The following is a 24,073-nucleotide window of genomic DNA, read 5'->3' on the forward strand; positions in this document are numbered from 1 at the left end:
ATCACCAGGAGGACGGCTTGAGTATCCAGCCGTACACCACCTCCGTGACCGTCACTGCCAATCGGGACTGGCTTGCGTCCCGGCACGGCACCGACTCCACGGAAACCATCACCCTCGACCTGACGAAGCTCACCAAGAACACCCACTACGTCGAGCCGACTGCCACCCAGCCGCACGGCTACATCCGCTCAGGCGTCCCCGTCGGCCGTATCACCGCCTCCGGGCTCTTCGGCGCTTACGATCCCGCGGCGAAGGACGGCCGCGAGGTGTTCGCCGGCCTCGTGTACGCCGAGGCGCCGTTCACTCCCGGTGTCACCAAGGTCCCGGCCGCACTGTTCTGGCACGGCACCGTGAACGCAGCGAAGATCCCGGGCGGTATTGACCCGGCCAAGATCGCTCCGAGCCCGGCCGGGGCGCAGATCCGCTTCCTCGGGGCGGTGAGCGCGTGAGTGTCGCCGACCTCCTGAAGAATGTCTCCGTCGCCGACCTCACGGTCTACGCACGCACCATCCCGAACCCGAGCGACTTCCTGCTCACCCAGACGGTGTTCGCCGAGACCAAGGTGCAGGACGTGAAGTGGCGCATCCGGCAGAGCAAGCGCCGCGTGAACGCCGCCTCGTACCGGGCGTACGACACGAGCGTGCCGTTCGCGAAGCGGCAGGCCGAGTCCACGCAGACCGAAGGAACCCTGCCGGCGCTCGGTCAGAAGCTCCTCGTCGGCGAGATGGAGCAGCTCCTCCTGGACGCCTCGCGTGGCGCGGACGAGGACCGTCTGGTGGAGCTGCTGTACGACGACGTGGAGCGGCACGTCGAAGCGATCCGATCCCGCCTCGAACTCGCCGCCGGTGACGTCCTGTTGGACGGAAAGTTCACCCTCGCCGGGGAGAACGGCCTCACGGTCGAGGCCGACTACGGCGTCCCGCAGGCCAACATGCCGACGGCCCCGAAGCCGTGGTCTGACCCTGCGGCGGACCCGATCGCGGACGAGCTGCGGTGGATCGACTATCTCGACTCCATCGGCGCACCGGCACCGGAGATGGTGCTCACGTCCCGCAAGGCGTGGTCGCACCTGGCGTCAAACGGCGCGTACAGGGCGGCCTACTACGGCACCCCGGCAGGCGGCCAGACTCCAACTGCGACGCTGAACCCACAGCAGATCAACTCGGTGCGCGGCAACTACGGCCTGCCGCCGGTCACGTTCTACAAGGCTCAGGTGTGGCAGGACGACGTGTCCAAGCGGGTGCTGCCGGAAGACCGGTGGATCATGCTTCCGCCCGATCGTGCGAAGTGGGGCCAGACCCAGTACGGCACCACCACCGAGTCCCTGGCCCTGTCTCGCGGGACGAACCCGCAGATCGAGCGGGAGGACGCCCCGGGCATCGTCATCACCCGCGATGTCGAGGATGACCCGGTGCAGATTTGGACCAAGGGCGCCGCCGCGGCCATGCCGGTCCTGTACTCGCCGGACTGCCACATCACCGCCACCGTCCTGTGAGCGCCGCCGTGAAGTCGCTCGGCGTACTCGCCGCGAACGTCCATGTTCTCGATCCGGTCGAGCGCATCCCCGTGGTGCTGCTCGCCGGCGAGCCTGTGACGGACCCGGCGGTGGCCGAGCAGATCACCAACCCGCGCTGCTGGGAGGGCGGACAGCCGCCCTCGCGTGACGCAGCACCCGATAAGCCGTCTGCCCGGAAGGCGAAGCCCGCCTAGGGCCGACCCGCGCGGCGGGGAGGAGCAGATGCCGTGTCTCCTCCCCGCCGCTTCTTCGAGGAACTGTGTGAACAGCGATGTACTGCGCTGGCTCCAAGCCCAGCTCGGGCCCGACACCGATGCCCGCGACCTCACTAGCCGATACGAGCGGCTGAACTCCGCCAAGGCTGTCGCCCTGGAGGTGCTCCACGAACGCCTGGCCCTACTCGTCGCCGAGCCGCTCAAGGTCACTGTCAACGGCGTCGCCACCATCGACAACTCGGCCAACGTTGCTGCTCTGGAACGCCGCGCTGCGCAGATGCTCGACGAGACAGCCCCTGACGAGGCACCCGTCGCACGGCATGACCTTCTGACGACTGTGCAGTTGAGTGCCCGGCCCAGGCGGTGAAGACTCCGTCTCGCAGCAGCGTCGGCCCCGCTCCTACCAGCCAACTTCCTTACGTACGCAGGGTGTCGGCCTACAGCCATCCGCAGCGCATACGCCCTATGGTGTGTGCTTTGTGAGGCATGCACCGCGTGGTGCGTCGGGGAGGCGGTCATGTCCGAGACGAACGAGACGCTGCACGACCGGTTCATCGAACTGGCGGACCTCCCTGCGGAGGGCTCCGTCGTAGACTTTGGCTGCGGTGCCGGCCCTGCTCTGGCCGCCTTCGCACAGCGGCATCCCAAAGCACGGATCATCGGCTTCGACCGGCAAGCCGAGTCACTGGCAAAGGCTCGGGAGCGGCTTCGCAACCACAGCGGATCCGTTCAGTTGGCGTCCGCTGACCTGCGCAAGAAGCTGCCGCTTGATGACGCGAGTGTGGACGCGGTCATTTCCTCGAACCTCCTGGAGTGCCTACCCGAACCTGGTGCGCTGCTGCGCGAGGTGTGGCGAGTGTTGCGTCCCGGTGGCCGTGCCGTGCTGTCCCACTCAGACTTCGACGCGCTAATGATCTCCGGTGCCCCTATCGCCCTGGACAGGAAGATCGTCCACGCATTCGCGGATGATGCGCCACCGTGGATGGACAGCTCGGACGGCCGGATGGGCCGAAAGCTACCTGGACTTGTGCAGACTTCTCCGCTGGAGCGGACGCATGTGGAGACGCTGGTAACGCAGTCGACAGAGCTTGCTGGTCACGCGGCACGTCGGGTGGGCGACATTCGGGGAGCTTTGCGGGCTACCGCCAGGAGGGGGCTCGGGCGGGTGGACACCGTGGAGGTCGAGGAGTGGTTCTCTGCGATTCAGCAGGCAGCGGTTGAGGGAAGATTCTTCTTCGCGGAGACAGCGGTGGTCGTTGCCGCTCACCGTGTCTGATGAGTTGTGGGCTGTGTGTCCACAGCGTCTTGGAGTGCGTCGGTGGCTAAATTCCATGGACGGCCGCCGTTCAGGCCCAATAGCTTCGCTGGATGGCGAATCTGGAAGAGTTGCTGCATCAAAGGCTGGCTCCGGCGTTCGAAACGGTGGCGGGTGTCCCCGTCGATCCGGCCATCCGCCGATCCCCACGAGCGCACTTCCAGTCCGACGCTGTTCTCGCTCTCGTTAGCAAGATCGGTGGCAACCCCCAAGACATCGCCGCCCAGGTGGTGAAGGCTGCTCAACTCGACGACCTCTGCTCGTCGGTCGAGGTCTCCGGCCCTGGTTTCATCAACCTGACGATCGCGGACACAGCCCTGGGCCGACTGCTGGCCGTGAGCTGTAGCGACGAGAGGATCGGGGTTCCTCAGACCGGAGTGCCTGAGAGGATCACGGTCGACTACTCGGCGCCGAATGCCGCTAAGGAGATGCACGTCGGGCACCTTCGGTCGACGATCATCGGCGATGCGGCGGTGCGCCTGCTGGAGTGGCTGGGGCACACCGTCATCCGGCAGAACCACATCGGCGAGTGGGGCACGCCCTTCGGCATGCTTGTCGAGCACCTTCTGGACATCGGCGAGTCCGAGGCTGCCCACGAACTGTCCGTTGGTGACTTGAACGGCTTCTACCAGGCGGCCCGGCGCAAGTTCGATGCCGACGAGCAGTTCAAGGATCGCGCTCGCAGGCGGGTGGTGTTGCTCCAGAGCGGCGACGAGACGACGCTGCGTCTCTGGCACACGCTTGTCGATGAGTCGAAGAAGTACTTCATGATCGTCTACGGCATGCTTGGCGTGCGGCTCACCGAGGACGACTTCTTCGGCGAGAGCTACTACAACGATCATCTTCAGTCGGTCGTGGACGAGCTCGATGAGCTCGGACTGTTGCGGGAGAGCGATGGCGCTCAATGTGTGTTCCCCGAGGGCTATAAGAACCGCCACGGTGACCCGCTGCCGATCATCGTGAAGAAGGGCGACGGCGGATTTGGGTACGGCGCGACGGATCTCGCTACGATCCGTCACCGCCTGCGGAACCTGAAGGCGATCCGACTGCTGTACGTCGTCGGCCTGCCGCAGAGCCAGCACCTCGAAATGATCCATGCCATGGCCCGGGACGCTGGATGGCTCGTCTCCCCGGCGCGGGCTGAGCACGTGGGCCACGGATCGATCCTCGGCGATGACGGCAAGATGCTGCGCACCCGCGCCGGCGCCTCGGTGAAGCTGATCGATCTGCTCGATGAAGCGGTCAGCAGGGCGGCCGCGGTCATCGCCGTGAAGAACCCGCGGCTCGATGAGGAGACGCGTGCCGCTGTCGCGAGGGCCGTGGGCATCGGGGCGGTCAAGTATGCGGACCTGTCGACCGACCGGCTCAAGGACTACGTCTTCGACTACGACCGGATGCTGGCGTTCGAGGGCAACACCGCCCCGTACCTGCAGTACGCGCGGGCCCGTATCTGCTCCATCTTCCGGCGGTCTGGGGCTGAGCCGCCGCAGGACATCGCGGAGCTGGTCATCACCGAGCCCGCGGAGCGGGCGCTGGCACTGGAGTTGCTCGCCTTCGGCAGCGTGGTCACCGCGGTCGCCGAGACGCTTGAGTTCCACAAGCTCGCCACGTATCTGTACTCCCTGGCCAGCGCGTTCACCACCTTCTACGAGAAGTGCCCAGTACTTCGCTCGGAGGGCGAGACCCAGCAGAGCCGCCTGGTCCTGTGTGATCTGACGGCACGGACTCTCAAGCTCGGGCTGGGGCTGCTCGGCATCGAGTCTCCCGACCAGATGTAGTCGGAAGCCGAACGAGCAATGCCGGCACGGCTACGCACGTGTGCTGGCAGGATCGTCCACCATGCCGACGCATCCGCTGCTGGACGTTGATTTCGTCGAACTGCTGGAGCCATACCTGGAAGACGTGGGCCACGTCTTCCAGGTATTCCGGGAACAGGATTCGGGCTGCGTATCGTTCGGCGTCGCGCTCGGGAGCGAGCAGTGGTTCGTGAAGAGTGCGGCCACTTCGGCCGGAGTAGTTTCACTGCGCCGCGCTCTGGATGTGCACGGTGCGGTACGGCATCCGGCGATCGTGCCTCTGCGCCACCACTTTCCGATCAAGGACGGCTTGGCGCTGATCTATCCGTGGGTTGAGGGCGAGGTCCTGTACCACCCCACGGTCGCCCACCACGGCGGTCGCTCTGCTCCGGAGAGTCCGATGGCTCGGTTCCGCAGTCTGCCTGTCGCGGAGATTCTGCAGTCCCTGAACGCGATCCTCGACGCGCACCTGGCCGTGGAGAAGGCCGGGTTCATCGCGGTCGACCTGTACGACGGCTGCCTCCTCTACGACTTTGAGGCGCAGCGCATGGCCTTGTGCGATTTGGATGAGTACAGGCCGGGGCCGTTCATCCTCGAGGCCGATCGGCTGCCGGGCTCACGACGTTTCATGGCTCCGGAGGAGTTCTCTAAAGGCTCGGCCATCGATATCCGAACGACGGTGTTCGTGCTCGGCAGGATCCTGCGCCTGCTGCTGGATGCAGGTGATGACGAGCGGAAGTGGCGCGGTTCGCCGTCTCAGATGAAGGTCATCGAGCGTGCCACTGCGAGCGATCCTGCTGACCGGTTCGCGTCGGTTGCGGCTCTCGTTCGGGCCTGGCGTGGCGCATGCAGTGGGCACTGTTGATCTCTCTACTGTCGTGGTGAGACAGAACAGCGCCTTGTCTGCCGTGCCTGCGCGAGAGAGCTTGACCGCGATCAACGGTCACAGGAGGCAACGGACAACAGTGCACCCGCACAGGGTGCAGTCGACTGTGGGGGTGGGCCAGCAGCCATCCACAGCCTGTGGAAAACTTCGGCGACCAACACCTGCGCACATCAGACATAGCACACGACTGTCACGCGAGCAACGGAACAAACCACATGCGTGAGACGTCCCGGATACGGATAGTGGCTGCATGGACCCGGTTGTCGTTGCCCGCGCCGTTGTAGAGGAACGTCATCCTGCCGCTCGTGCGGCGTTTCTGGGCGGCAGCGTGCTGACGAAGCGCCGCACGGCTTTGTCCGACTTGGACATCGTGGTGCTGTTGCCTGGTCTGCCTGCTCCGTACAGAGAGAGCCTTCAGTACGGTGACTGGCCCGTGGAGCTCTTCGTGCACACCGAAGAGTCCTGGCACCAATTCGTGAACCGGGAAATCCGCAAGCGCCGGTCCCCGCTGCTGTGGATGTGCGCGGACGGCGAGCTGCTCTTCGACGTGGATGGGCTCGGCGCGAGTGTGGCTGCCGAAGCCAGGAAGCTGGCCCTCGCGGGTCCACCTTCGGCGACAGTGGAGGAGATCGAGGACTTCCGTTACGGGATCACGGATCTCCTGGACGATCTCGCTGGATGTACCGATCAGGGTGAGCGGCTGTTTATCGTGACAGAGCTGGCGAGACGGACAGGCGAACTGGCGCTGGCACTCGGCGGGTCATGGGGCGGCGGCGGGAAGTGGCTGGCACGTCGCCTCGAAGACACGGCACCCGGCCTCAATGCGCGCCTGCACCACGCTGTCCGTGAGGCGTTGAACGGGCAGACCGAAGCCCTTGCTGGCGTCGTTGAAGCCGTCCTGGCCCCTGCTGGCGGACGACTGTGGATCGGGTACCGGCGCAGTGGAACTCCGTGACTGGCGGGGACGGGCTGCGGTGACCCCGATCGACACCGTAGGCGGCTCGTCGGCTCTACCGTGGAGCGATGGCTGAAGCTGTGCAGGGTCGCGCTGCATTCCAGGTGTTGGTGCTGCCGTACCGGCAGACTGAGGCAGGGCTGCTCTACGCCTTGTTCCGTCGCCTGGACGGCGCCTACTGGCAGGGGGTGGCTGGTGGTGGTGAGGCGGGAGAAACACCGCTCCAGGCCGCCAGGCGAGAGGCAGCCGAAGAGGCATGCCTGGCCGGCGCCCGAGAGTTCATCTCGCTTGACTCGCGGGCGACAGTCCCGGCGCTGCACGTCACGGGTGGGTTCACATGGGGGCCTGACGTCCTGGTGATTCCCGAGTACGCGTTCGGTGTCCGAGCCGACTCGAAGGAGTTGGTGTTGTCCAGCGAGCACACCGAGTACGGCTGGTTCTCCCTCGACTCGGCTATGTCGGCGGTGCGTTGGGATTCCAACCGGACAGCGTTGTGGGAACTTGACCACCGTCTCCGCCGCAGCTCGGCGGCCCGAGAGTCTTGATGGCCATGGGGACGGCGGAGTAGCTCCGCCGTCCCCATGGCCCTGACGGATGTGGTTCCACCGCCCCGATGGCGATGCCGTGATCTTCAGGCGTGCAAGCAGCCCGTGATCTTCCCGATCGCGGTGTCGATGCGGGTCAGCGTGCGGTCACGGCCAAGAATCTCGACTGACTCGAACAGTGGCAGTCCGACAGTTCGGCCTGTCACAGCGACCCGCACTGGGGCCTGCGCCTTTCCCAGCTTGAGCCCGTGCTCGGCAGCGGCCTCCTCCAGCCCTGCTTTCAGCGCGTCAGCTGTCCACTCTGTCTTGGTCCAGCGGTCGCGGGCCGAGTGCAGGATCGCGTCCGCGCCCGGCTTCATTGCCTTAGCCCAGGACGCCTCGTCGTACAGCGGCTGGTCGAGGAACAGCCAGTCCACGTATTTGGTGATCTCGCCCAGCACTGTCAGCCGGGTATGCGCCAGGCCGACCACCGACCGGAACACCGACTCGTCGAAGTCGCCCTTGCCCCAGGGGACGTGCGGAGCCTGCAGCCATGGCCCGCATGCGGTGATGAAGTCTTCCGCGGTGAGCTTGCGAAGGTACTCGCCGTTGAACGCTGCAAGTTTCTTCACGTCGAAGAACGCGGAGGACTTGGTGACGTCCTCAAGCCGGAACAGGGCTTCGAGTTCCTCATAGGGGCGGATCTCGACGTTGCCGCCCGGCCCCCAGCCGAGCAGCATCAGATAGTTGACCATCGCTTCGGGCAGGTAGCCCTCAGCCAGGTAGTCCTCGAGCGCGACCTTGTCGCGGCGCTTGGACAGCTTCTGCCGCTTCTCGTTCACGATCACCGGCAAATGCCCCCACACAGGCGGCGCGGCACCGAGTGCCTCCCACAGCAGCAGCTGCTTCGGGGTATTCGACAGGTGTTCCTCGCCGCGGATGACGTCGGTGATGCGCTCCTGGATGTCGTCCACGGTGTTGGCCAGGATGAACACGGGGGTGCCGTCACTGCGGACGATCACGAAGTCCTCGATGGCATGGTTCGGGAACTCGGTGCGTCCCCGGACCACATCGTCGACGACCGTCACGCCCTCGTCTGGCGTCTGGAAGCGCAGGGCTCGCCCTGGGGCGAATGCGATGCCACGGGTGCGGCAGAACCCGTCGTAACCCAGGTGCTGCGAGCCGGTGCGCTCGATGACCTGGTCGCGGGTGCAGTCGCAGTAGTACGCGCGGCCAGCATCACGGAGGCGGCTCGCCGCTTCCCGGTGGGCATCGGCGTTACGTGACTGGAAGTACGGGCCTTCGAAGGCGGGATCCTTGTCGCTGATGCCGATTGCTGTGAGCGCGCTGATGATGCCGTCTACCCATTCGGGCCGGTTGCGCTCGGTGTCGGTGTCCTCGATGCGCAGGACGAAGCGGCCCCCCGGCTGCTGTCGTGCCAGTGCCCAGTTGTAGAGGGCGGAGCGGGCACCGCCAACGTGGAACATACCGGTCGGCGAGGGGGCGAATCGCACACGCAGGGGGCTGGACATGCCCGGCAGCGTAATTGGGTTATTCGTCAGCTCGCTCCTAATTTTTGCGGCGCTTCACGTCGCGGCAGCGCCGCGGGCCATGCGTATGTTCGGCAATCTTCCTTTCCAGAGCTCTTGCTCGCCGGTGGGCGTGAAGCCGTATCGTTCGTAGAAGCGGACGGCCCGCTCGTTGTAGGCCGTCACCCACAGGCGTATGGGTGCGCCCTCTGCCCAGTCGAGGAACTCGCTCATCAGCTGGCTTCCATTGCCGTGGCCTTGCGCTTCGTTCAGGAGGTACATGGGTCCGAGAGTGACCCACTCGTCTCTGCGGCCGCACATGAGCCCGACGATCTCTACCGTGGAGCGAACGGTACGGCAGAAGAGCCTGTCTGGCTGGTTGCTCGCTTCCTGAATGAACTGCCGCCACTGGGCAATGCCCTCAGCGGTGGTCGTGCAGCCACGGTGGTCTCTGATCCACGCCTCGTCGACCCCGGCCTCTTTGTTGGGGTATGTCTGGAGCCAGGCTTTCAGCTGGACCTGGCTGATCGCTGCGGCGTCACCGGTGTGGGGCGATTCGATCAGGTGAGTCATGCCCTCTGCCTCTCTTCGGACGGGACCAGGAGTGGGCCCTTCGCGCATCCAGCAGCCGTGAAAGATCGATTGGAGGGGGAGCTGACAACCTAGGGCTCGGCGGTTGTCAGCGAACGTCTTCCGATCAGAGCTTCCAGCCGCGCCGGTCGGCGAGCCAGCGCAGCGTGACCTCTCCGCACCAGGTCTGGTGCTGGCGAATGTGGGGCGACCAGTCCGCCGGGGGCTGTGCGCCGGAGACGATGAAGAAGCCTGCGAGGGCGGCCAGAGCCGCGTCGATCTGCTCGCCGTCGACTCCGTGGGCGGTGGGGTGCTCTGCGAAAAGAGTGGTGGCGTCGTGGCCGTCGGCGTGTGCGGTGGCCAGGAGTAGTACGAGGTCAAACCAACTCGCTCCGAGACAGGGCCAGTTCCAGTCACAGATCCAGGCAGCGCCTCCCGTGTCGATCAGGACGTTGTCCTGACGTAGGTCATGGTGGAGGACTGCATCGCCGGCCACGGCTTGTCGCCAGTGGGATTCCAGTTCGGCCAGGGCGTCGAGCCTGTCGGTCGGCACCCATTCCGGCAGGATGCTCGGGCTGGTGGCGCCGCCGGTGAGGTCACGCCAGTCCGCGAAGTCACTGCCGTCACCAATCGCCGTGAGCCCGACCTTCTGGAGTGCCGCCGAGGGCGCGGAGAGCGCCTCGGCCTTGATCGTGCAGGCGTCGAGGGTCGAGGCAAGCTCGTCAGGCTTCCAGGGAGCGGCGGGCATGCGTCCGCCATCGACCGCGTCGAAGCCAAGGACGATCCATCCGTCTTCCGTCACCTCGGTCCACCGCAGGCGGGGGGCCGGAACCTTGATCGGCAGGGCCTGGTTGATCAATGCCTCGCGCTCGTAGCAGTCGGCGATCACCACGTTGTCGTTGGCGTTGACCGCCTTGACGAACTCGGGCTCGCCAGCTCCACGGATCACGGCGGCGAAGCCGCTGGTGAACCCGCTGCCGGCACTCGGCCCTGCGTCCACCACGCCGCCCAGGCGTCGCAAGATGAGCAGGCGGATGTGCTGCGGAAGATCGTCCCAGCGTGGGCGCACGGCCGTGGCGCTGTACTGAAGGCGCGGGGTGATGATGTTCGGCATTCGGTCAGGGTGAGGGAACTACGCGGGTCTGCGCGACGGATTTCTGACGCGCATCTGGCAAGGTCCACCCGCTGGTGGCCAGTACCTCGCTTGCGATCTGGACAACGGATCGGCCGTCCGTCATCACCCGCACGGTGTCTGCCGGTGCGTGCTCGTCCAGGAGCCGCGCCTTGTAGGCGCTGCGTTCGCTCTCCTTCACGAGCTCCGAGCCGAGTTCACGGCCAGCCAGCCGTTCGTGGGCTGTGATGTCGGATGCGGTGAGCAGGACCCGCACGAGCCTCGGTTCTGTTCCCATGATGCGCTTGAACATGGCGGCTGCCTCGGGCAGCACGCTGACGGTGTGCGTGTAGATGAGCCGGCGATAGCCCAGCTCCTCGTAGTTGCCCCAGATGGAAGCGAGGTTGCGCTCGACGATGGCCGAGCGGTGTGGGTCGCCTTCAGGCGCTGGGTGTACATGACCGAGGAAGTCTCCTTCCAAGACCACGTGGGCGACCTTCGCAGTGCGTAGCTGCGCAGAGATCTCCCATCCCACCGTCGTCTTTCCGACGCCAGCGCGTCCCCCGATCAGCAGCACCTCGCATTGCTTCATGTAGGAAGAGTGCCAGAAGCGGCGCGTCGAACCCCGCCTTCAGGCCGATATTCATTCGACAGTCGTGACCTCAACCCGCTTTCCTAGCAGGGAACTTGTCCCCCATGGCGAAGGGCAGACATGTCCATCCGAGGGCTTTCCGCAACGCAGGTAGAGGAGTTTCTCGAGCACGGCTTCATTCGGGTGGAGGGAGCTTTCCCGGCTGAGGTGGCAGCTGAATGCCGTGAGATCTGCTGGCAGGAGACGGGCTGTGACCCGAACGATCCCGCGACATGGACGGAACCGGTGATCCGGCTGGGTTCCTGCGCCCAGGAGCCCTTCCGTACTGCTGCAAACACTCCCCGGCTCCTGCGGGCATTCGACCAGCTCGTGGGAGCGGGCAATTGGCTGCCGCGCACGAGCATCGGGTCCATTCCGATTCGGTTCCCCCATCCCGACGACCCCGGTGACGTCGGGTGGCACATCGACGGCGGCTACCACCCCGAGGACCACAGGAACGGCCCTCCGTGGGTGAACCTCCGTTCCCGGGGGCGCGCGCTGCTTATGTTGTTCCTCTTCTCCGACACCGCGGAGAACGACGCTCCCACTCGGATCCGCGTGGGCTCGCACCTGGACGTCCCCTCACGCCTGGAGGCCGCCGGGGAGGACGGGATGAGCACTGATGATCTTGCTACTGCCGGCCTGTTCGAGGCGACCGCTGGCCTGCCTCAGGTGCTGGCCACGGGCGAGGCGGGCGACGTCTACCTGTGTCACCCGTTTCTGGTGCACGCTGCTCAGCCTCACCGCGGGATGCCCCCGCGGTTCCTGGCGCAGCCGCCGCTTTACCCGGCTGAGCAGTATCGGCTCGAACGCCCGGATGGACGCTATTCGCCCGTGGAGCTCGCCATCCGGCGCGGTTTGGGAAAGTGAATCGTCGGAACCGGACAGATCCCGGTTGAGTGCTACGACGTTGTGTGGGCTGCGATGTTCCGGGCGGTGGTGCTGTCTTCGCAGGCGGCGACGAAGACGACGAGGTCAGCACCGCGGGAGAGCCGTCGACGCAGAGCCACGAGGCTGGTGATTGATGCTGGGCCGCAGCATCGGTCCGGTGAGTTCTGGTGGAGCTTGCAGGCCATCAAGCAGTTGAATGATCTTGTCGATGTTGGTCAGCTTGCGGGCTCCGGACTCGAGCATCGACAGGAAGGCTTGGCTCAAGCCGGTGATTGAGGCTATGTCGTCTTGGCGGATCCCACCGTGCTGTCTGATCAGCTGGCACATGCGCCCGAATTCGCGGTTGACCAAGGCTTGCCGGACATCGGGTAACTGCCAGATGTCCGTGGGGACGCTGCGCGCGGCCCCTGCCTGGTGCCGGGTGTCGCGGCTGCAACCGGCACACAGGTCTTCTCCGTTGTACCGGCTCAGACGGCATCGGCAGAGGCTGCACAGCCGGGTGCCGCCAGCGGGTGTGGGAGTGTCCGCGACGAGGCGTTCCGCGCCTGACGGCGATAGGGCGTCCTCTGCCGAGCGTCGAGACGAGGAGTCACTGCCAGCCATCCCATCCGTGCGTGCGCTCGGGCAGCTCCTGGATGCGTCCCCCCAGGCCTTCGCGCCGGGGAGTGCCGTGCTCAATCCCTGATCGGGCACCGGTTGCCTCCGTTAGTCCGTGATGCCCTCATGCTGGCGCCGGTCACGACAAAGGACCCGGACAGACTGTCCGGGTCCAATTTCTCTTGTGTTGGGGATTATTGATGCTTCGTCAAGAGACAGCTCTGCCAGCCTCATCCAGTACGGCTTCCCACGGGTACCGGCGCCCCGGCATCCCTGCCCGCGGCTCGGCGAGCGGCCACACCTCGTCTCCGTAGATCAACCGCACCCCCGAGTCGTGAAGGGCTTTGATGTGTCCCTCCCATGCGGGGTGGCGAGCATGCGCGGCGTTCACCTGGGGCCAGACGACTACCGGGAGATCTAGTGTCCCGATGGCCTCGTTGACCTGCGTCAACGCCTGGTTGTCTGAGATCCCCAGGGCGAGCTTGGCGACGGTGTTGGCACTCGCCGGGGCGACGACGTAGCAGTCGACTGGCGGATGCGGCCGGGAGTCACCCGGCAGGCGCGGTTCGGCCCGTACGGGGAGGCCGGTCAGCCCTTCGAGCTCCGCGATCTCCCCGCTCTCGCGGAGCCACTGACCCGCAGTCGGTGTGAGCGTGACTGCGACCGTCCAGCCCCGTTCGAGCGCCGGGACCACGAGCCCTGTACGCAGTTCCTCGACCCCGCCAGCGCTCGATCCCACAACGCCCAACACCTTGCCTCGCACCGGACTCACTGCACCGCCCTGCATCGTTGGGCCATGGCCAGCAGCTCGGATGAGTGGCTGCCGCCCGTGACCGGGGACTGTTTCCTCAGGTCGCGAAGGGTCTCGCGTACGCGTGGATTGTTCCGCACCAGCTGCGGCGAGGTGCATTCGGCCTCCCGCAGCTCGCTGAAGGACTCGTCGACGCGACCCCTGAGGCAGAGGCCGCGGGCGTAGTCGATGCGATGGGACACGGCGCGTTCCGCCGGCATATGGGAGACGTCGATGTCGCCATGCTCGACGACGTACGGGATGTTCTCCAGGTCAAGCTCGATCGACAGGCGGTGCAGCTCGACGTTCGTCGGACCGAAGCACGTCTGCCAGTGGTTCTCGTCGGAGCCGAGCCGATCGGCGAGCCGCTGTGCTTTCTCCAGCAGGGAGTTGGCAGTAGGGCGGTCCTGGTGACGTGCGGCGGCCACAGCAGCTCGCAGATGAATCATGCCAAGCAGGCTCAAGGCGGCCGGGTCGTCGTCGCGAACCTGACCCGCGAGCCAGGCCGCGGCGGTATCGCCCAGTTCGAGGGCGTCCTCGTATCGCCCGTTGGCCAGCAGTGCGTGCGTACCGGATCGGGCAGCGGACACGAGCGACAGGGGGTCCTCGGATTCGTCGGCGGCCCGCATGGCGCGTTCGGCCGCGAGCCACGACAGGTCGGACTCGCCGACCTTGGCGAGGGTGGTTGCCGCCAGGTGATGCGTACGGGCCGAGACGGCGAGGCCGCGGCGGCGCTGATCGCCAGGCGGAAGGTCTTCCAGCTCCTGGGCTGTCCTGAGCAGACCGGGCAGGGCGGCGATGACATCGCCAAGAGCGCCGGCCTGGTAGTCGCCCCAGCTGCGTTCGACGAAGACGTGCGCCTGATTCGGCTGAGGCAACTGTCGGTCCGCCGTACGACCGAACAGCAGCTTGGAGAGACGCCGGGGGCTCATCAGCGCATCGCGGACGGCCGGCACGTCGTCCATGTGCCTCTCCCCGTCCTCCAACAGGACGGGTTGCCCCATCAAGTCGCCGAGTGGAACCCGTAGTACGCGGGCGAGTTCGGCGAGCTTGTCGATCCTTGGCGGCTTGCGCACACCTCGCTCGATTTTCGACAGCCAGTCGGTGCTGTGCCCGACGAGGCCGGCGAGCACAGGCTGCGTATAGCCCCGACGCTCGCGGTAGAACGCGATCCGCTCTCCGACGCTGAGGTGATCCCCAAGACCACGCATGCGCGCTGCCTCCCCGACGGTTGGTCCGTCATCCACGTTAGCGGCCGAGCAGGACCTCGAGATCAGGGAGCGATTCGGGCTGCCGTGCCGTGCTCAACATCCGCTATCGCTCCTAGAACGGGCCGGACACTCTGTCCGGCTACACCAACGAGTCCACGAGGAGCCAGAGCGTTGTACGTCTGCCGCCTGAGCCCATGCTCGATGCCGTCGGGAACTACTTGGAGATTCCTGGCTTCGTGATCATCGTGATTGCCGTCAGGGTGATCATCGGCTCGTGCACGAGGGGTGGATGACCAGCGGGGCTGGGCGACAATGGACCCGAGCCGAGCCTGGCCAACTCCACCAGCAACGGCCTGTATCAGCGGATCGGATACCGCCCAGTGACGGACTTCGCGTTGTACGACTTCTCGTAGTGCTTGCCCGGATAGGGGCGCCGAGTAGAGTCCCCAGCCATGTATCCAGTCCAGCACTCCACCCCACGACTGTCTCTTCGGGAACTCACCGTGGACGACGTCGACGGCGTCCTGGCGATCTACAGTGATCCGGAGGCGACCCGGCACCTATCCTTCGAGCCTCGAACCCGCGAGCAGGTTGAGGCTCTCGTCAGGGGGGCGATCGCCGCGTCCGGTGCTGAGCCCCGCACGGAGTTCGCGCTGGCTGTCTCTCAGGAGACTGGTGGTCTGATCGGCTTCGCCCGTCTCGCCATGGACCCGCACCAGCAGCGGGCCGCAACGCTGGGGTTTGCTTTGCGTCCCGATGTGTGGGGCCAAGGTCTGGGCGTAGAGACGGTCCGGGCTGTTCTTGCTGTCGCCTTCGGCCCACTGGATCTTCACCGAGTGTGGGCTGCGCGGTCTCCTGCGAACACGGTGTCGGAGAAGACTCTGCTGCGCGCTGGCTTCGTGGAGGAGGGGCGCATCAGGCAGCACGTATTCGTTCATGATGCGTGGCGGGACTCTGTGACCTACGGAATCATCGAGGCGGAGTGGCGTGCGACGTTGTGAGTGAGCTGCTGTGACGTCGAGGCGACGGGCGCGACGCCAACCAGAGGCCCATGCGGAAGCCGGAGGGCACGGTCAGGGCAACGTCGAGCTGCTCGACGTCCAAGCTCTCACCAGGTGCGACGCATGAACGCTGCCCGATCAAGCCGCCAGATCTGGTGCACGCCGCTCTCTCCTGGCACCTGGGGCGCCCTCGTTCGCACATGGCTCCGAGCGAAGCCCAGCCGCTCAGGGATGCCGCGGCTGGCGTGGTTCAACACGTCGTGGTCAATCTCTACCCCCTCGATGCCGGGGAGTTCGAAGGCTTGGCATGTCAGGGCGGCGACCGCAGAAGTCGCCAGACCGCGTCCTGTGTACGGAGGGGCCAGCCAGTAGCCGGAGTCCAACCAGTCGCTGTTGGCCAGGCGAACAAGGCCGCAGCTTCCTACGATCACGCCCTTCGAGGTGATGGCGTACTCATAAGGACCGCCCGATATCCAGGTTCGTTCGCAGCGGGCGGTGAACTCTTTGGTCCGTTCAAGGCTGTGCCCCGCCACCCAGGGCATCCATGGACGCAGATGATCAAGTGCATCGTGCACCAGTCGGTACAGCTCATCAGCATCTGAGGTTCGCCATCGGTGTAAGACGACCGGGCCGTACGCCAGAGTCTCAGCGGGCACAGTCGCCCTCACCAAGATCGAGTCCGGGTGCCGCTCGCCTCACTGCCTTTGAGGGCTGGCTGGCGAGGCAATGTCCAGGAGCTCCGCACGCAGCTGCCCACAGGCGGCTGCGGTTTCCCGCCCTGCGGACAGATGGTGGGAGACGATCCAGCCGTTCAGCCTGTTGGAGAGCGCGTCGATGAATTCCTCTTCCCGCGGGCTTGGCCGGAGTGGACTCCCCTGCACGGGGTTGAGGCTGGAGGTCCTCAGAAGGACGAAACGGCCGGCGTACGGGGTGAGCAGCTCAAGCAACGCTGCCTCGTCCTCCGGCCTGGTGTTGTGCTCACACAGGACATAGTTCAGCACTACCGGACGCAGTTCCGCGACGGATGCCCACAGTGGCAGTACGGCCGATGGGGCGTCCGCTCGGGGAATGACGAGCCGCCTCTGATCTGTGGTGGCACCGTGCAGGGAGAACATGAACCGGTCGGGCAGCCAGGAATCGGGCTTCAGGAGTGTCCTGACCCACGATTGCGGGGCGATGCTGGTGACTTTCACTGAGCGGGCAAGATCGCGAGCCAGGATGGTCTTCGCGGCAGTGGTTACGTGGGCCCAGTTGGCGGCGACATCTCCGACCCCTGCGAAATCGACCCAGACGAGTGGGCCTTGATGATTGCGTACGTCCTCCAGGGACTCGACTGCAGCGACGATCTCCTCCGGCTGAAGGTTCCGGACGAAAGGAGTGGTCGCGAAGGTAGTCGCGCAATGCTTGCAGCCGTAATTGCATCCCGCCTGGGCTGACATACAGACGGAATAGGCTTTGTGTTCCCCCTCCCAGAGTTGCACGGCCTCGAACGTGGCCCTGTCTGAAGTCTTGAACACATACTTGACGCTGCGATCGAGTGCTCTGCTCGTGGAGACAACCTCAATTAAGCCGCCACTGCGGGTCGAATCGCCCATCATGCAGATCCCTTCCCGTGGAGTTCGTGCGCGCCTTACCGCCATCGACGGATGTGCGATTGCGTCTCAGAATGCCAATTCTCCGGCAGGCCGGAATGCCCCTGCCGGATTCTTGCTGGTACCAGTGAGAAATCACCCCAAAAGGGGGACAGGAATTACTTACACTGCACCAATAGGTTCTGGCTCGCAGGGCAGACTACAGCCCGAGAAACCGAGCTCAAATTACAGCAGTAATATCCGGCGGCTGGGGCGGTCGTACAGCGAGACCGGCGGAGGAGCTGAGCCACTGGGTCTGATGGCTTACTGGGAAATCTTGCTGCTCTGCGCTCCTGGACCGCTATGCTCAGGTCCAACGCGTTGACGGAGACAAGTAGCGACGGGATCCGCGAGCAGAGAGAGCTGCTGGTAGCTGTGAAGGCAGTCTCGCGCCCCACGTGAAGACCCTCCCGAGCGCGGGGAGGAACGGCCGATCGACTCGGCCCAATGCCCCGCCGGCTGGCCCCCGTGACCGGGCCTGAATGAGGCCGTCGCCGTCTGGTGGCGGCAAAGGCGTGGTGGCACCGCGAGTCCCCTTCTCGCCCACGCCCCCAAGGGATCATGACGACGCCCCGGGAGGGCCCGAGATGATCCACACGACTCCCCGTGTATTGGTCTCCGACCTGCGAGAACACGTTGGCGAGACCATTTCCGTCTGCGGCTGGGTGAACACCCTTCGGCTGCAGCGCAAGATGCAGTTTGTCATCGTCCGCGACCACACCGGAATGGTGCAGGTCACCCACAGGCGTGGCGGCGAGAGCGACAGCACCGAAGTCACCCTGGAGAGCCTGACCACCGAGTCCGCGGTCAGGATCACCGGCCGCGTAGTCGACAACCCGATCGTCAACCTCGGCGGCCTGGAACTCGTGCCCGAGCAAGTGGAGGTTCTGAACCGGGCCGAGACACCGCTGCCGATCGACGAACACACCGGCCTGGAGCACCGTCTCGACTGGCGGTTCCTCGACGTGCGGATGCGTCCGCAGGCACAGCTCCTGTTCGCTGTACAGACCACTCTCGAGCAGGGCATGCGCGAGTACGCCTACAGCCAGGGCTGCACCGAGATGCACACCCCGAAGCTGATGGGAACCGCGAGCGAGTCCGGGGCCGAGGTGTTCAAGCTCGGCTACTTCGATCGCTCCGCGTTCCTCGCGCAGTCCCCGCAGTTCTATAAGCAGATGGCGATTTCCGCCGGCATCGACAAGGTCTTCGAGATCGGCCCCGTCTTCCGCGCCGAGCCGTCGTTCACGTCGAGGCATGCGACGGAGTTCACCGGCGTCGACGTGGAGCTCGCCTGGATCAACGGCGTCGAGGACGTCATGGTCTTCGAGGAGCAGATGCTCACTCACGCTATCGCCAGGGTCGCCGACGTTCATGGTGAGGCGATCCGCGAGACCTTCGGCGTCGACGTCACGGTCCCCACGATGCCATTTCCTCGGGTGACCATGGCCGAAGCCCAAGAGATCCTGCGGGCGGGCGGCTGGGACCCGGAGGGCACGAAGGAGGACCTGGACCCGGAGGGCGAGCGGGGCATCTCCGCGCACTTCAAGGAGCAGACCGGGCACGAGTGGGTGTTCGTCACTCACTACCCGACGAGCATTCGCCCCTTTTATCACATGCGCCCCGAGAGTGACCCGGGCTTGACGCTGAGCTTCGACCTGCTTTGGAAGGGCCTGGAGGTCACCACCGGCGCCCAGCGTGAGCACAGGTACGACGTACTGCTCAAGCAGGCCGCCGAGAAGGGCATGAGCACCGAGCCGTTGCAGGACTACCTGAACGCTTTCCGCTTCGGCTGTCCGCCGCACGGAGGCCTCGGTATGGGCCTGGGTCGGGTGCTGATGGTCATGCTCGGACTCGACTCCATCCGCGAGGCCGCCTTCCTGTTCCGCGGACCGAACCGGCTCACCCCGTAGGACCTCGCTTCATGTGATTGGGGCGGTCAGCACTCTGGCTGACCGCCCCAATTTGGTCGGTTCAACGTGCTTCGCGTGTACGGCGGTTCGTCGGCTTCGGTCCTGGTGGCCGAGTGCCGCGCCCCGTCTTGCCCGTCCGGGAAGGCCCGCTGCCGGCGCCCCCGAGCGGTAGCAGAGAGTCCAGGCGTGCACCGTTGTTCCAGGAGCCGAACAGGTCCCGGTTGAGCGCGACGATGTTGTGCTTGGCGGCGAGGGTTCGGGCGGCAGTGCTGTATTCGCAGGTGGCGACGAACACGGCTACGTCTGCGTGGTGTTCAGCAAAGGCCATGCCGACGAACTTCTGCATGTCCCCGCTGGGAACGGTGCGATGCGGTGCGTAGTGCTTGACCTGGACGACGAGCCGCTGGCCGTCCGGCATATGACCGAGGACGTCGGCGGCGAGGTCCCCGGAGCCGCCCACCACGCGCACCTTGGTGCAGCCGTCCCTGCGGCACAGCTCCGCGATGTAGTGCTCGAAGTCCTGCCAGCTCATCGCGTCGATTGCCGTCATGGATCTCTCCATGGCCATACGACGGTCCTGCTCGCGCCAGGCCCTGTCACCGTCACGTGCGCGGCGATCGACTCTCCGTAGGGCCCAGACCGTGGCCCCGACTGCAGTCGCTAACAGCAACCCCAGCAGTAGCCACGGCACTTCGAGGAAGACGAACACCATAGCGACGATCGCCGCGGTCGCGAGAGTGACGCGCTGCTGGATGAGGCTCCGCCGTTGCGCCTTGGTGCGTCGACGCTTCCGTTTGGCCACGCCGCCTCCCCCTTGGTGAACCTGCCCGCAGTGTGGAACGACCCGTTGCTGGGGCCAAGAGCGGCTTTCCGGCCAGTCAGTAGCGGACGTTGCGGAGATCGTGCATCCACGCTTCGTCGGGATGCTTGTCCCAGTAGGCGCGCAGCGCCAACTCTCGGTCTGAGAAGCGGCCCTGATGGCAGAGCCCGCCGTGGGCAAGGGTGACGCTCATCGCGAGTGGCGACTCGGTGGTCACCCAGTGCGGGGTCAAGGCGTGACTCCACAGCCTTTCGCCCGGCTCCATACGAACCGAGAGCCGGTCGGCCGGATCGTGCTCGGGCGGCTCCTCAGCGGTGGTCTCGCCAACAACAGCAGCCTCGGCGGACAGGACGCTGCCGGGGTCGTGGTAGCTGTGGAACGTCTTGGTGCCCTCGATCTGCCACACCAGGCCGTGGGAGTTGTCGTTGTGATACGTCGACGCGGCACCGGCTGTGGACAGAAAGAGTAGGGGCGCACATCGCTGCCACGTGTATCCCCAGCCGGACATCCGGGTGCGCCAGGGGATCATGACCTGTTCTTGGAAGCCGGCGAGTATGCCGGAGTAGAAGCGGGTGAGGTTGAAGTGCACCAGCCGGAACGGCCACGTGACGATCTCGTCGATCGGAGCAGTGCGGAAAGCGGCGGTGCGATCCATGCGGAGGGCCCAGTCGTCGTCACCGAGGATCGTGAACCGTACTTCTTCGTCCTGCCGGACCGCAGCGAGAACGTCGACGGCGGGCGGGAAGCTGTAGTCGAAGCTGATCAGTTCGCTGTCGACCGGGAAGTTCGGCGGGATGCACCAGCGGTCGAGGAACTCGTCTCGGGTGGTGATGGGGTTCGTCATGGGCTGCTCCCAGGTGGGGGTTCGGCGCGGCAGATGGCCGCGCAGGACGGGGTGGTCCACTCCTGGGGCTCGGCGTTGAGGAAGTCGCGGATGGTCGCCCTGGGGGCGGTCACGCTCACCGAGGCTGTGCCGTAGGGGCAGCGGCGGATCTCACCTCCCGCGGACACGTACAGGGACGGGCCCTGGCAGCGTTGCCTCCCAGGTGGTTCGCGGTGCAGGGCCTGGAGGTCTTGGACGTGCTGGTGGAAGCGCGACGTGAGGCGGAAGCGGGTGCCCAACAGGGCGGTGTCCTGGCTCTGCTGATCGAGATAGTCGGGCAGGCTCCACCCTGCGCGAGTTCGGTCGGCTTCATCGAGCATGACCGGACTGAATTGGACCTCCGCGTTCGCTCCGGCAACCAGATCATGCAGGGCGCGGCACTCGGCATCGGTGAGCTGCCAGTAGGTGACGTGCAAGATCCTGCCCCGTGTGGCGCTGAGCTTGTCGAGGGTGGCGATCCCCGTGGCGGCGCTGCGGTGGGTGCGACCGAGCTTCATCGCGGCAGCTGAGTCCGCGGACACGGTTACGTTGGCCAGCAGGTGCGCCACTTCCTCCAATCGTTCCACGTCCTCGGGGGCGCGGGCGGAGGTGACCACGGAGATCGGCATGCCGAACTGGTGGGCCAGACGCACGAGTTGCCGCAGCTCTGGGTGGTGGGCGGGCTCGCCACCGGTGAGGCAGATCTCTTCGGCACCTGCTTCCTTCAGTCGGGACAGGCTGCGGGTGTAGAGGGGCAGGGGGAGGTAGCCGTGGGCTCGGTCGGCGCGGAAGCAGAAGCCGCATGCGATCTTGCAATGCCCGGCGGTGCTGATCAGCGCCGACCGAAACCGCCCCCGGCCAGTCCGTGGTGCGGGCGGCCTGGTCGCGGTGTGGGTGTTCACTGCACCCCCGTGCTGTCCCACACGGCGATCTCGACCGTGCTGGTGTAGAACGCGCACATCTGCGGGTCCGGCCGCTCCCCACCGATCAGCAGCTGCTCATTGCGGGAGGGGCCACCACAGATCGCCAACGCTGGGCACGTGCCGCACTCCGGCAGAGGCGCCACCTTCTTGGCGATGCCACCCAACAGACTTGTGTCAGCGCGGATTTCATCGAGGGTGTGGAGGAACTCGGGTTCGGTGAAGTTGATGTCGCACAGACTGACCCGCTGGCCTGGCAGCAGCGCCACGTTCAGGGTGCGGTCGCTCTGCATGTGATCCAGCAGCATGGGCCGACGCCGGTCGAGTGCCTGGAAGGCGCGGTCCAGGACAGAGAACATCATCCCGCCACGCCCCAGGGCAACAAGCCGCGCCTGGTACAGCTCCTTCGACAGGTCGGCCCCGTTGACGATCCAGCGGCCTCCGGCGGGGATGGGGGTGTTGGCGTAGATGAACTTCAGCCCGAGTTCCTCGATGATCCATGTGACGGTCTCAGCCAGGCGGCCGATGTTCGCCGGTGTCGGGGTGAGATTGCAGCCCACGTGGATGCCATCGATTTCCAGGAGCCGGCGTACGTTGCGGCGGATGCGGTCATCGGCTGCTTGCCCGCCGAGGAGTCGTCGGTGCGCGGAGTTGATGGAGGGCGGCCCGTCGATGGAGATACCGACCCCGTACCGGTAGCGGGCGAAGTGCTCGGCCATATCGTCGGTGAGGCGGGCGCCGTTGGTGACGACGGTCCGCCGCACCTGCTTTACGCCGTATTCGGCTGCGAGCTTGTCGGCGAGGTCGTCGCCGTATTGCATCAGGTCGAAGCGGGTTGTTGGTTCGCCGCCGAACCACTGGATGGCTACCTCGTCTTGGCCGGCGTTGGTCTCGAACAGGTAGGTCAGGCCTGCGGCGAGGTCGTCCTCGCTCATGTCCGGCTTGCCGGTGTTCGTGTCGACGAAGCAGTAGCTGCACGCCATGTTGCAGCGGTCGGTGAGCACGACGCGAAGGCCGCTGATCCTGACCGGGGTCGCATCAAGGCCGAGGTTGCTCAGGCGGGTATGGAGTGCCTCACGCGGGTCGACCTCGGGGGTGTCGGGCGTGAAGCCGAGCTCGGAGAGAGCTGTGTGCGTCGCGGTCGGGGGAACCGCGGAGAGGTCGTTGACCTCCCCGCGGTCGAGGTACACGCTTTCCAGCGTGACCGGGTCGAGGAGAGCAGTCCGCCCGTCCCGGTCGTACTGGATGTACTTCCCCCACAGGAGCTGTGAGGAGGCCACTGTGGTTACGCGGCTTCCTCGGCGACGATCCCGCGCTCGGCCATTACCTTGCGGACCAGTTCCTCGCCCGCGGCCTGCAGTTGCGCCGAGGCCTCCGGGGAGCCGCCGTCGGCGAGGACGATGACGCCGGGCAGGGTCGGGTTCGCGGCGATGAACGTGATTCCGGCGGGCTCGGTGCTGACCATCATGATCGCGTTCTCGACCGGGACCCAGTCGGTCTTGTCCTTGACCCCTTCCAGGATCTCGGCCTGCTTGGCCTGGAAGGCGTCACGCTCCCCCATCCAGACCCCTGCCTTGCTCTTCGAGTCGACGACGTCCGCGTAGATCAGATGGTCATTCTTGGCTCGGCGAGGTGTTGGCATAGCACTCATCTCCTATAGCTGGCTCGGTCTGTCTCGGATCTGACGTTGTGCTGTGCGGCCCCGATAATTCGCTGGGCCAGTCCATGAGGGTGCTACCGAAACCCCGTGACGTCATATCCCGGAGGTGATATCACTTGAGCGATATCTCGACGGTGAAGCACCTGAGCAGCTTTGATCTGCCTACGCCTACGCGTCGTCTGGGGCCGCGTCGAAGGGTCTTAGCATCGGTCCTGTCAGCTCAGGGGGCACATCTAGCCCTTCGAGCAGAGCAATGATCTTGTCGATGTTCGTGAGCCGACGGGTTCCGGACTCCAGCATCGACAGAAACGCCTGGCTAAGGCCGACCAGGGCAGCCAGGTCTTCTTGCCTTAACCCGCCTATCTTGCGCACGAGTTGACAGAGCGTGCCGAAATCTCGTTCCACTAATGCTTTTTGGACATTGAGATCCAGCCAGACGTGCGGAGGGACTGACGGATCCACCGGCAGAGACCCCCTGGTTCTTCGGCTGCAGACCGTGCAGCGCCCCTCGTTGTTGTACCTGCTCAAGCGACACATGCACCCGCCGCAGCGTCGGACCTGCCGTACAGCAGAAGGCCGGCTACCTTGTACCGCCAACTCGCCCGGAATCGCTGACACAATCCGCTCGCCTCTCGCCCTTAGAACTCCTAACTAAATGGCACTCAACCCCTTGGAATGTGTGAGTCTGACGGCTTGTTAGCCTGGGCATGAAGAGGGGTGAGCAGCGTCCGT

General features: G+C 65.5%; 27 protein-coding genes. 12 read left to right on the plus strand and 15 right to left on the minus strand.

The window, feature by feature from the left end:
• Window positions 1–17: 17 nt before the first annotated feature.
• The 9 genes from AB0D49_RS18520 (at window position 18) to AB0D49_RS18560 (ending at window position 7,228) form a co-directional block, all read left to right on the plus strand.
• On the plus strand, window positions 18–449 hold the full coding sequence (locus AB0D49_RS18520) for a head decoration protein (RefSeq protein WP_362758321.1): 432 nt from the start codon (window positions 18–20) through the stop codon (window positions 447–449).
• Window positions 446–1,495 (plus strand): major capsid protein, encoded by a 1,050-nt coding sequence (locus AB0D49_RS18525; protein WP_362758323.1) that lies wholly within the window; start codon window positions 446–448, stop codon window positions 1,493–1,495. The genes AB0D49_RS18520 and AB0D49_RS18525 overlap by 4 nt, the downstream gene beginning before the upstream one ends.
• Window positions 1,492–1,710: a hypothetical protein gene (locus AB0D49_RS18530; RefSeq protein ID WP_362758325.1), complete on the plus strand. Its 219-nt coding sequence runs from the start codon at window positions 1,492–1,494 to the stop codon at window positions 1,708–1,710. The genes AB0D49_RS18525 and AB0D49_RS18530 overlap by 4 nt, the downstream gene beginning before the upstream one ends.
• Before the next feature lie 67 nt (window positions 1,711–1,777).
• Window positions 1,778–2,098: a hypothetical protein gene (locus AB0D49_RS18535; protein WP_362758327.1), complete on the plus strand. Its 321-nt coding sequence runs from the start codon at window positions 1,778–1,780 to the stop codon at window positions 2,096–2,098.
• A gap of 150 nt (window positions 2,099–2,248) precedes the next feature.
• Window positions 2,249–3,007: a methyltransferase domain-containing protein gene (locus tag AB0D49_RS18540; RefSeq protein ID WP_362758329.1), complete on the plus strand. Its 759-nt coding sequence runs from the start codon at window positions 2,249–2,251 to the stop codon at window positions 3,005–3,007.
• Between the two features lie 92 nt (window positions 3,008–3,099).
• Window positions 3,100–4,824 (plus strand): arginine--tRNA ligase, encoded by a 1,725-nt coding sequence (argS, locus tag AB0D49_RS18545; protein WP_362758331.1) that lies wholly within the window; start codon window positions 3,100–3,102, stop codon window positions 4,822–4,824.
• Between the two features lie 61 nt (window positions 4,825–4,885).
• The gene (locus tag AB0D49_RS18550; protein WP_362758335.1) at window positions 4,886–5,707 is read left to right on the plus strand and encodes a serine/threonine protein kinase; all 822 of its coding nucleotides are present in this window, start codon (window positions 4,886–4,888) and stop codon (window positions 5,705–5,707) included.
• 271 nt (window positions 5,708–5,978) lie between these two features.
• Window positions 5,979–6,683 carry a nucleotidyltransferase domain-containing protein gene (locus AB0D49_RS18555; protein WP_362758337.1) on the plus strand — a complete coding sequence of 235 codons (705 nt, stop codon included), beginning with the start codon at window positions 5,979–5,981 and terminating at the stop codon, window positions 6,681–6,683.
• A 68-nt stretch (window positions 6,684–6,751) separates the two neighbouring features.
• Complete coding sequence (locus AB0D49_RS18560) at window positions 6,752–7,228, plus strand: NUDIX domain-containing protein (RefSeq protein WP_362758339.1); 477 nt, start codon at window positions 6,752–6,754, stop codon at window positions 7,226–7,228.
• An 86-nt stretch (window positions 7,229–7,314) separates the two neighbouring features.
• Here AB0D49_RS18560 and gltX read toward each other — a convergent pair whose 3' ends face one another.
• From gltX to AB0D49_RS18580, 4 genes are all read right to left on the minus strand, one after another.
• Window positions 7,315–8,694: a glutamate--tRNA ligase gene (gene gltX / locus AB0D49_RS18565; RefSeq protein WP_362758404.1), complete on the minus strand. Its 1,380-nt coding sequence runs from the start codon at window positions 8,692–8,694 to the stop codon at window positions 7,315–7,317.
• A gap of 99 nt (window positions 8,695–8,793) precedes the next feature.
• Window positions 8,794–9,309, minus strand: coding sequence for a GNAT family N-acetyltransferase (locus AB0D49_RS18570; protein WP_362758341.1), 516 nt, complete (start codon window positions 9,307–9,309; stop codon window positions 8,794–8,796).
• Window positions 9,310–9,433: 124 nt separating this feature from the next.
• Window positions 9,434–10,420 (minus strand): phosphotransferase, encoded by a 987-nt coding sequence (locus AB0D49_RS18575; RefSeq protein ID WP_362758343.1) that lies wholly within the window; start codon window positions 10,418–10,420, stop codon window positions 9,434–9,436.
• A gap of 4 nt (window positions 10,421–10,424) precedes the next feature.
• Window positions 10,425–11,009, minus strand: coding sequence for a hypothetical protein (locus AB0D49_RS18580; RefSeq protein ID WP_362758345.1), 585 nt, complete (start codon window positions 11,007–11,009; stop codon window positions 10,425–10,427).
• Between the two features lie 120 nt (window positions 11,010–11,129).
• Here AB0D49_RS18580 and AB0D49_RS18585 point away from each other — a divergent pair, with 120 nt between their 5' ends.
• Window positions 11,130–11,918 carry a phytanoyl-CoA dioxygenase family protein gene (locus tag AB0D49_RS18585; RefSeq protein WP_362758347.1) on the plus strand — a complete coding sequence of 263 codons (789 nt, stop codon included), beginning with the start codon at window positions 11,130–11,132 and terminating at the stop codon, window positions 11,916–11,918.
• Between the two features lie 105 nt (window positions 11,919–12,023).
• Here the strand turns inward: AB0D49_RS18585 and AB0D49_RS18590 are convergent, their stop codons facing one another.
• The 3 genes from AB0D49_RS18590 to AB0D49_RS18600 form a co-directional block, all read right to left on the minus strand.
• Window positions 12,024–12,542, minus strand: coding sequence for a helix-turn-helix domain-containing protein (locus AB0D49_RS18590; RefSeq protein ID WP_362758349.1), 519 nt, complete (start codon window positions 12,540–12,542; stop codon window positions 12,024–12,026).
• Window positions 12,543–12,744: 202 nt separating this feature from the next.
• A complete protein-coding gene (locus tag AB0D49_RS18595; RefSeq protein WP_362758351.1) occupies window positions 12,745–13,299 on the minus strand; it encodes a flavoprotein in 555 nt (184 codons plus the stop codon).
• 5 nt (window positions 13,300–13,304) lie between these two features.
• Window positions 13,305–14,537 (minus strand): helix-turn-helix transcriptional regulator, encoded by a 1,233-nt coding sequence (locus AB0D49_RS18600; RefSeq protein ID WP_362758353.1) that lies wholly within the window; start codon window positions 14,535–14,537, stop codon window positions 13,305–13,307.
• A gap of 452 nt (window positions 14,538–14,989) precedes the next feature.
• Here AB0D49_RS18600 and AB0D49_RS18605 point away from each other — a divergent pair, with 452 nt between their 5' ends.
• Window positions 14,990–15,538 (plus strand): GNAT family protein, encoded by a 549-nt coding sequence (locus tag AB0D49_RS18605; protein ID WP_362758355.1) that lies wholly within the window; start codon window positions 14,990–14,992, stop codon window positions 15,536–15,538.
• Between the two features lie 107 nt (window positions 15,539–15,645).
• Here the strand turns inward: AB0D49_RS18605 and AB0D49_RS18610 are convergent, their stop codons facing one another.
• Both AB0D49_RS18610 and AB0D49_RS18615 read right to left on the minus strand, forming a co-directional pair.
• On the minus strand, window positions 15,646–16,206 hold the full coding sequence (locus AB0D49_RS18610) for a GNAT family N-acetyltransferase (protein WP_362758357.1): 561 nt from the start codon (window positions 16,204–16,206) through the stop codon (window positions 15,646–15,648).
• 27 nt (window positions 16,207–16,233) lie between these two features.
• On the minus strand, window positions 16,234–17,133 hold the full coding sequence (locus AB0D49_RS18615) for a hypothetical protein (protein WP_362758359.1): 900 nt from the start codon (window positions 17,131–17,133) through the stop codon (window positions 16,234–16,236).
• Window positions 17,134–17,756: 623 nt separating this feature from the next.
• Here AB0D49_RS18615 and aspS point away from each other — a divergent pair.
• On the plus strand, window positions 17,757–19,079 hold the full coding sequence (gene aspS, locus AB0D49_RS18620; protein ID WP_362758361.1) for an aspartate--tRNA(Asn) ligase: 1,323 nt from the start codon (window positions 17,757–17,759) through the stop codon (window positions 19,077–19,079).
• Window positions 19,080–19,140: 61 nt separating this feature from the next.
• On the opposite strand, the gene AB0D49_RS18625 is transcribed toward aspS, so the two are convergent.
• The 6 genes from AB0D49_RS18625 to AB0D49_RS18650 form a co-directional block, all read right to left on the minus strand.
• The gene (locus tag AB0D49_RS18625) at window positions 19,141–19,881 is read right to left on the minus strand and encodes a restriction endonuclease (protein WP_362758363.1); all 741 of its coding nucleotides are present in this window, start codon (window positions 19,879–19,881) and stop codon (window positions 19,141–19,143) included.
• 76 nt (window positions 19,882–19,957) lie between these two features.
• Window positions 19,958–20,743, minus strand: coding sequence for a hypothetical protein (locus AB0D49_RS18630; protein ID WP_362758365.1), 786 nt, complete (start codon window positions 20,741–20,743; stop codon window positions 19,958–19,960).
• Entirely contained in the window at window positions 20,740–21,663 is a 924-nt protein-coding gene (locus AB0D49_RS18635) for a radical SAM protein (protein WP_362758367.1), read from the minus strand. Before AB0D49_RS18635 ends, AB0D49_RS18630 begins: the two co-directional genes overlap by 4 nt.
• Window positions 21,660–22,961 (minus strand): radical SAM protein, encoded by a 1,302-nt coding sequence (locus AB0D49_RS18640; protein WP_362758369.1) that lies wholly within the window; start codon window positions 22,959–22,961, stop codon window positions 21,660–21,662. Before AB0D49_RS18640 ends, AB0D49_RS18635 begins: the two co-directional genes overlap by 4 nt.
• A 5-nt stretch (window positions 22,962–22,966) precedes the next feature.
• On the minus strand, window positions 22,967–23,323 hold the full coding sequence (locus AB0D49_RS18645) for a hypothetical protein (RefSeq protein WP_362758371.1): 357 nt from the start codon (window positions 23,321–23,323) through the stop codon (window positions 22,967–22,969).
• A 186-nt stretch (window positions 23,324–23,509) separates the two neighbouring features.
• A complete protein-coding gene (locus AB0D49_RS18650) occupies window positions 23,510–23,746 on the minus strand; it encodes a helix-turn-helix transcriptional regulator (RefSeq protein WP_362758373.1) in 237 nt (78 codons plus the stop codon).
• Between the last annotated feature and the right edge of the window lie 327 nt (window positions 23,747–24,073).

The organism is Streptomyces sp. NPDC048290 (assembly GCF_040652095.1).
Taxonomy (GTDB): domain Bacteria; phylum Actinomycetota; class Actinomycetes; order Streptomycetales; family Streptomycetaceae; genus Streptomyces.